Origin of the sequence: Roseibium denhamense (genome assembly GCF_009711415.1) — a bacterium.
GTDB classification, from domain to species: Bacteria; Pseudomonadota; Alphaproteobacteria; order Rhizobiales; family Stappiaceae; genus Roseibium; species Roseibium denhamense.
The window spans coordinates 41,034-48,808 of sequence record NZ_SMLZ01000094.1 but is presented as its reverse complement, the minus strand read 5'-3'; the positions used below and the strand labels follow the sequence as shown (position 1 = coordinate 48,808).

The 7,775-nt window shown below is 57.6% G+C and carries 6 protein-coding genes; 1 reads left to right on the top strand and 5 read right to left on the bottom strand.

Features of this window, described 5'->3' with window-relative positions; translation table 11 throughout:
* Both E1180_RS05080 and E1180_RS05075 read right to left on the bottom strand, forming a co-directional pair.
* A partial coding sequence (locus E1180_RS05080; RefSeq protein WP_244313966.1) for a tyrosine-type recombinase/integrase occupies nucleotides 1-978 on the bottom strand: 978 nt, incomplete at its 3' end.
* 477 nt (nucleotides 979-1,455) lie between these two features.
* Nucleotides 1,456-2,247, bottom strand: a complete 792-nt coding sequence (locus E1180_RS05075; RefSeq protein WP_155190014.1) for a crotonase/enoyl-CoA hydratase family protein — start codon at nucleotides 2,245-2,247, stop codon at nucleotides 1,456-1,458.
* 77 nt (nucleotides 2,248-2,324) lie between these two features.
* Here E1180_RS05075 and E1180_RS05070 point away from each other — a divergent pair, with 77 nt between their 5' ends.
* Nucleotides 2,325-2,909, top strand: a complete 585-nt coding sequence (locus E1180_RS05070; RefSeq protein ID WP_155190012.1) for a TetR/AcrR family transcriptional regulator — start codon at nucleotides 2,325-2,327, stop codon at nucleotides 2,907-2,909.
* Nucleotides 2,910-3,034: 125 nt separating this feature from the next.
* On the opposite strand, the gene yghU is transcribed toward E1180_RS05070, so the two are convergent.
* From yghU to E1180_RS05055, 3 genes are all read right to left on the bottom strand, one after another.
* Nucleotides 3,035-3,895, bottom strand: coding sequence for a glutathione-dependent disulfide-bond oxidoreductase (gene yghU / locus E1180_RS05065; protein ID WP_155190011.1), 861 nt, complete (start codon nucleotides 3,893-3,895; stop codon nucleotides 3,035-3,037).
* A 776-nt stretch (nucleotides 3,896-4,671) separates the two neighbouring features.
* A complete protein-coding gene (locus tag E1180_RS05060) occupies nucleotides 4,672-5,103 on the bottom strand; it encodes a universal stress protein (RefSeq protein ID WP_155190009.1) in 432 nt (143 codons plus the stop codon).
* The gene (locus E1180_RS05055) at nucleotides 5,100-7,742 is read right to left on the bottom strand and encodes a TRAP transporter permease (RefSeq protein WP_155190008.1); all 2,643 of its coding nucleotides are present in this window, start codon (nucleotides 7,740-7,742) and stop codon (nucleotides 5,100-5,102) included. The genes E1180_RS05060 and E1180_RS05055 overlap by 4 nt, the downstream gene beginning before the upstream one ends.
* Between the last annotated feature and the right edge of the window lie 33 nt (nucleotides 7,743-7,775).

Sequence of the window (7,775 nt, the reverse complement as noted above, 5' to 3'; positions counted from 1 at the left end):
CAGGCATTTGGTCAGCGCCATGTCGCTGACAGCAGTATTGTTTCGCGAAGGGAAGACCAGCTCGGTGACTTCCAAGTCTGCGTCCTGCCGCAGTCTTTCGAATAGTTCGATCAGATAAGGAGAAAGTGGCACCCGATGCGCGACCTTTGCTTTCATGCGCTGGGCCGGCAGGGTCCAGATGCCTTTTTCCAGATCCAGCTCCGACCATTCCATCAGTCTGACCTCACCGGAGCGGGCCGCCGTCAGGATCAGAATTTCAAGCATGAGCTTGGAGCGTGTCTTTAGGCCAGTGCGCAGGACACCCTTTACGAAAGCCGGCACATCCCGCCAAGGGACAGCGGGCTGGTTGGCAACCCGTTCGCGCTTGCCGGGCTGCTTTGGCAGCAGCTGGCTGACGACACCAACGGGGCTCGCCATGATGTATCCATGTGCGGCGCACCAGTTCATCACGGCATCGCACCGCTGTTTGACACGTGAGGCCGTTTCCGGCTTTTCCAGCCAGATCGGTTTCAGCGCGCCGGCAAAATCCGCGGGCGACAGGTTGGATACCTGGATGCTGCCGATCGACGGAAACACATATTGTTCCAGCGTGTTGATCCACTGGTTGGAGTGTTTTTTATTTCGAAACCCTGCCTTCAGGTCATCGTGAACTTTGCGCGCTGCCTCTGCAAATGTCGGCAAAGACATCTTGCGCTGCTCGGTTTCCAAAAGCCTATCTCGTTCATTCAGTGGGTCCTTGCCGTTCTCCAACAGCCGCCGCGCCTGGATGCCTTTGTCTCGAGCTTCCTTCAGGGGGACGGCCGGATAGCTCCCAAGCCCCATGTCGCGACGCTTGCCGGTTTCAGGCGACACAAACCGGAATACCCACTTTGCCTTGCCGACTGACTTTCCGGGAAAGAGATAGAGCCCTTGAACAGTCCCATCCGAAACCGGCTTTTCGCCGGGTTTGGTTTTCCTGGCTTTAGCATCTGTCAGCAATCGCCTGTCTCCCAGCGCGTCGTGGCCGAAACAATTTAGCCGATCATCCAGACCATCACACGGCGCGATATTTGCTGCCTCATGATGATAGAGATAGAAACGAAAAGGAAACGCGGAAGGTCAATTAGTTGTTGAATTATAATGCTATAACCATAGTGCGTGAAATCGATTGATCGAGATTGAGACTCAAATATAGGCGGACTTCCTTTCCGCCACTTTCCCCTTCAGAAAATCTCAAGAACCGAGCGAAACGGCGGTTTTTTGCCGCGCGGTGGCATGGCCACTGCAAGGGTGGCGCGGACGGCTTGCCACGCCGATCTCCCTTGCAGCTGCTTACCGACATAGAGCGCTGCATGCCGGGCCTTGCCGCGCTGGCTGTCTATCCGGTTTGGCTTTTGTCCCGCTTTTGAAGCGTGAACGTGCGCAGCGTTAGTCTTTTGAGCAGGGCTGCCTTGCGGGCCGGTGCGCGCCGTTCTCTCAGGTGCCCGAATAGGATGGCGTGCGGCGGTCGATCCAGGCGGAAAGTCCTTCATGAATGTCCTGCGTTGCGGCCATGCGCCCGAATTGCTCGCTCTCGATTTCCAGCCCCTCCGCAATTGTCGCATTCAGGCCTCGGGTCACGGCCGTGATGATCCGCGCCGCGGCCAAAGGGGAATGCCGCAAAATGCGCTCCGCAAGGTCGAAGGCGGCGGGCATGAGGTCATCATGCGGCACAACCTTGTTCACAAGCCCCAATTCATAAGCGCGCTTCGGGCCGAATACGTCGCCTGTCAGCAGAAGCTCCAAAGCGCGCTTGCGGCCCGCAAGGCGCGGCAAGCGTTGGGTGCCGCCGAAAGTCGGCGGGATGCCGATGTTGATCTCAGGCTTTGAGAAGGTCGCCTTGTCTGACGCAACAGCAAGGTGCACGGCCTCGGTAATCTCACATCCGCCGCCAAATGCGATCCCATTGACGGCAGCGATGATGGGTTTGGTGTAGGATTCCAGCCTCCGTGTCATGCGCTGACCCCGGCGCACGAACGCCTTCATGGCGGCATCTGGGCCTGCCTTCACGCTTTCGGCGAACTCATGAATATCGCCGCCCGCCGAAAAGGCCCGCTCTCCCGTCCCTGTCAGCACCACGGCACGGAGGGTGTCGTCGTCCTCTATGACATCCAGGAGTTCCATCAGCCGGTCGTTCGCCGCGTAGTTTAGCGCGTTGAGTTTTTCGGGCCGGTTGAGGGTTAGAACCGCAATTGAACCCTGCTTAGTCATCAAAACTGTATCGGTCATGTCTGTACCCTCCGTCATTTCGTTGACGGAAGCCTAGGGTGTCCCTCATAATGATGTAAACTAACTGGTCGGTATACATGACAAAGCAAAACCCGATATCTACCCGTGACAGGATCCTCGATGCTGCAAACAGCCTTTTCTACGGTGAAGGCATCCGTGCGGTCAGTGTCGATGCCATTGCCGAAAAAGCCGGGCTGACGAAACGGACGCTCTACTACCACTTCAAGAGCAAGGACGATCTGATCGAGGCATATTTGGTATCGCGGGACCAGCCAAACCTGGCGGCGTTTCAATGCTGGTTCGAAGAGGCTGAGGGAAGTGCCGCCGACAAAACATTCGCGATTTTCAACCGGGTCGCTGAAAATGCGCGGCACCCCAAATGGAAAGGCTGCGGCTTTCTTCGCACTGTGGCTGAGCTGGCCAATATGCCAGGCCACCCCGCGGTCGCTGTCGGAGCTGCGCACAAGAAGAAGTTTGAAGACTGGCTATCCGACAGATTTGCGGAGGCAGGAATTGAAGAAGCCGTTGATCTTGCCAGACACACGGCTTTGCTCATGGACGGAGCTTTTTCTGCCATGTTGACCCATCGTGATCCAGAATATGCTGAGGCTGCGGGCGAGGCTGCGCATCGCCTCATAACTGACCGCCTCAAGGTCTCTTAAACAGTCTCCGAAAGATCCGGACTGTCTCCCCGCAGATCTTCATAGAGTTCTCAACGCGTTTTTCTAGGCGCGAAGCGGTCCCTTTGCGGGCCCGGCGGCGGTTTGGACCGCCGCCGGAGAAAAGCTTACTCGGCGGCCTGACCGGGCGTGTCGTGGTCGGAAGCGTCGTGGCGTTCCGCCAGCTGCTCGCTTTCCTCGCCCCAGACCTTGTTGACCCGGCGCCCGCGGGCGACGGCCGGGCGGGCGTCGATCTTCTCGGCCCAGGCGACAACGTGCTTGTAGTCTTGAACGGAGAGGAACTCCGCAGCGTCATAAAGCCGTCCCAGGACAAGGCCGCCGTACCAGGGGAAAATCGCCATATCGGCAATAGTGTATTCGCTTCCGGCGATGAAGGGACGTTCCGCCAGGGTCTTGTCCAGAACATCAAGCTGGCGTTTTGTTTCCATGGCAAAGCGGTCAATCGGATACTGGAATTTCTCCGGCGCGTAGGCATAGAAGTGGCCGAAGCCTCCGCCCAGATAGGGAGCAGACCCCATCTGCCAGAACAGCCAGTTGAGCGTTTCAGTCCGGGCCGGGCCTTCTTCTGGCAGGAATACGTCGAATTTTTCCGCCAGATACATGAGGATCGACGCGGATTCAAAGACGCGGGTCGGTGTTTGCGTGCTGTGATCGACCAGCGCGGGGATCTTGGAATTCGGGTTGGCGCCGACGAAGCCGCTGCCGAACTGATCGCCGTCACCGATTTTGATCAGCCAGGCATCATATTCCGCGCCCTGGTGGCCCTGGGCAAGGAGCTCCTCCAGCATGATAGTGACCTTGACGCCATTCGGGGTCGCCAGGGAGTAGAGCTGCAACGGATGCTTTCCGACCGGCAATTCTTTTTCATGGGTCGCGCCGGAGACCGGGCGGTTGATGCTCGCGAACTGGCCGCCGCTCGGCTGTTCCCAGGTCCAGACTTTCGGCGGGGTGTAAGACGTATCACTCATGGAAAAATGCGCTCCAGGCGGTTTGAAATCAAATCATGATCCACAATTACTTGGGAGCCGGGCGGCGCCGAAGTCATCGTAATCTTACGATCAAATAGGATGTGACACCGGACTTGCCTAGGGGTAGAGTACAGGTTTGCGCGCGCAGCTGAACGTCTGAACGCAATTTCCGGTCTTTCGATCAAGCATAGGACGCCCATGTCGGGTTCGAACCAAAACCGTCGCGCAACCAAGCAGCTGTTGCGGGCGGAAAGGCATAGTGATTGCGCATTGCTAGAGCGTTTCTCGATAATATTGAAGCGTTTGACCGCGGCGATTTTACCCTGTGGCTAGGCGGATTGCCCGCCTTGGTGCGGCCCACCACAAGGGGAGGCCAACGATGCCATGGGGCAAAATCGCCTGGCCCATTTCAGCATGAATTTCCAATGCATTCACCCTCTCGGGGGTGAGGAATTGCGGCCCATCGGCGGCGTTGCGCCGCTTGCACGATACACCGCATCGTGCGGCACGACGCGTCTAGCCGAGTGAGCCGGAATTCCTCATCAAATGATCCAATATTATCGAGAACCGCTCTAGCTGTATTAGTCCCTCATCCCGGCATCACCAAAGGAAAAGCCGCCCCCTCGGGAGCGGCTTCGTTTCTACTGATCTAGCGCGTGTCGCATTAATTCGTATTCATCATGTGTCGTCTTTTGCGTTGAAATCATTGATTTCAGAAAGTGAAAGACGACACCGATTAAATGCGATTTGCACTAAACCGATGCGGAGTGAACCGATCAGTCCCGCACCACATAAACGGAACATTTGGAGTGACGGACGACCCGGGCAGCGTTCGGCCCTAGCAGATATTCGCTCAAATGGGGCTGATGCGCGCCGATCACGATGAGATCGGAACCGGCCTTTTTGGCCCCCTCGAGGATCTCCTCGTAGATCGATCCCGTCGCAACCACATGCCGGATTTCGCTGTTGCGGTCCTCGCCCAAGACAGAGGCAACTTTGTCAACCAGCTTTTTCTGGGTTTCCGCGACCAGCTCTCCTTGAAAGTTCTCGTCGAAGTAGGACGCCACCAACGTGATGCCGGCACTTGGAATGACGGTCATCACATCAAGCTGCGCATTGTCCAGCTGCGCAAGTTTGTTGGCAGTTTCCAGCACCTTCTTGTCATGGTCCTGGCTCACATCGACAGCACACAATACCGAACTGGTCATGCCGGAACTCCTTCTTCCTGGCGGGCACTCCGGCCGGCACGGCCGCGTTGAAGAGCATAGATCAGACCCAGCAGCAGGAAGCCCGGGAGGAACATCAGTTCCTTCGGCAGCTGATCCGCCTCGAGTTGAGCCGTCTCGATCACGACCGGCTCATCGGCATAGAAGTCGAAGTTGCTGAGCTGTTCGAAGAACGGCGTGCCGGGGAAGGGTTCGTCGAGCTTCAGGACGCCGCCTTCATCGATTGTTGTCAGGCCTAGCGCGGACAGGCGCTCTTCGCCGCCGCTTTCATCGCCTGTTGTTATCAGGATCGTTGTCTCGGTCGTGTTGCCGGTATCGAAATCCGGGCCTTTCAGATTGACCTTGATCTCGCTTCCAGGGGCAGCGTCGCCGATTGCCGAGACGAAGCCGGCAGGCTGGACAAATTCATAAGGCGGTTGCACCTGGTTCATGAAGAAGTCCGGCCGGAACAGGATGAAGGACACCAGGATGAGCGCAATGCTCTCATAGATGCGGTTATGGGTGATGAAGTACCCCATGGTTCCGGCGGTGAACACAAGGATCGCGATTGTCGAGACAATGAACACCATGATGCCCTGGGCCCAAGTGACGTCGATCAGGAGAAGGTCGGTGTTGAAGATGAACACGAAGGGCAGGGCAATCGTACGCAGGGAATAAAAGAAGGCGGTAAAGCCCGTCTTGATCGCATTGCCGCCCGACACCGCCGCCGCGGCGAAGGACGCAAGTCCCACAGGAGGCGTCACATCCGCCATGATCCCGAAATAGAAGACAAACAGATGGACTGCGATCAGCGGCACGATCAGCCCGGACTGCGCGCCAAGTTCGACAACCACGCCAGCCATCAGCGACGAGACCACAATGTAGTTGGCTGTGGTGGGCAGGCCCATGCCGAGAACCAGTGACAGGATCCCGACGAAGATCAGCATGAACACGAGATTGCCACCGGAGACGAACTCGACGAGATCGGCCATGACCTGACCGATGCCGGTGAGCGTAACCGTGCCCACGATGATGCCAGCGGTTGCAGTCGCAAGGCCGATCCCGATCATGTTGCGGGCGCCGTCAATCATGCCATGTGCAAGATCGTTTACGCCGGCCTTGATTGCCGCCACGGTCTCGCTCTCACCGCGGAAGATTGCTTTCAGCGGCCGCTGAGTCAAAAGGATCGCGATGAGGAGCGCGGTTGCCCAGAAGGCCGACAGGCCCGGCGACTTCTGCTCGATCATCAGGAAGTAGACCAGCACCACTATCGGCAGGAGGTAGTACAGGCCGGACTTGTAGATCTCCGCAATTTCCGGAAGCTGTACGTCTTTGGCGTTCGGATCATCGGGGTGCAGATCGTCTACACTTGCTGCCAGTTTCAAAAGTACAACATAAGCAAGGAAAACCAGCGCCGCGAGGACCCAGCTGGCGCCTTCCGGAACCAAGGCGACAACCCAGCTGATCGGATACTGGATGCCATAACAAAGGGCGGCAAAGCCTGCGAAGAAGAAGAACATCCCCAGGACCGTCCGCAAGGTGGAAACGGTCTTGTGGCCGATGACCGGCATGTTGCGTTTCACGGCTTCCAGGTGAACGATGTAAACCAGCGCGATATAGGAAATCAGGGCCGGCAGGAAGGCGTGTGTAATCACCGCCACATAGGAGATGCCGACATATTCCACCATCAGGAAGGCGGCCGCGCCCATGACGGGGGGCATGATCTGACCGTTTACCGATGAGGCCACCTCGACCGAACCGGCTTGTTCGGAGGTGAAGCCAACCCGCTTCATGAGCGGAATAGTGAAGGTACCGGTGGTGACCACGTTGGCAATGGAGGATCCGGAGATCAGGCCTGTTGCGGCAGACCCCACAACAGCCGCCTTCGCCGGACCGCCCTTGAGGTGGCCAAGCGCGCCGAACGCCATCTTGATGAAGTAGTTGCCGGCACCCGCCTTGTCCAGCAAGGCGCCAAAGAGAACGAAGAGGAAGACGAACTTGGTGGAGACGCCGAGTGCGATACCGAAGACACCCTCAGAGGTAATCCACATATGGCTCATCGCCTTTTGCAGCGACGCGCCTTTCCAGCGGATGACTTCCGGGACCCAGGGGGAGGAACCGAAGAAGACATAGAGCAGGAACACGGTCGCAACGATTGCCATTGCCGGACCGAGGGCGCGCCGGGCTGCCTCGAAAAGCACGATGATCCCGGCAAGCGCAAACCACTTGTCCATATTGTCTGCCAGACCGCCATTGTTGACGATTTTGTCGTAGAAGAAAAAACCGTAAAGGGCGACGAATGCCCCGAAAATAGCAAGTGCCCAATCTTGCAGGGGCACCCGGTGGCGGGGACTGCTGCTAAGAGCAGGGTATGCCATGAACGCGAGGAACATGGCGAAGGCCAAGTGGACTTGGCGGCTGTTATTTATGATGTCGGAAGGCAAGACATAATAGACGACCGGGGAGGCGAGTAGTACCTGGAATGCAGACCAAATCAGAGCTGTGGCCGCGATCAGGAGGCCAACCGATCCGGGAGGGTTCCTCGATCCCGAATCTGACGAGGCGACGAGTTCCTGGAGTTCTGCCTCGCTCAAGCCGCGCCTATCCTGGCGTCCGCCTGCCGGCTGCATTTGATCTGACATAATTTCCCCCTGCGGTCTCTTCCCCGGAATACG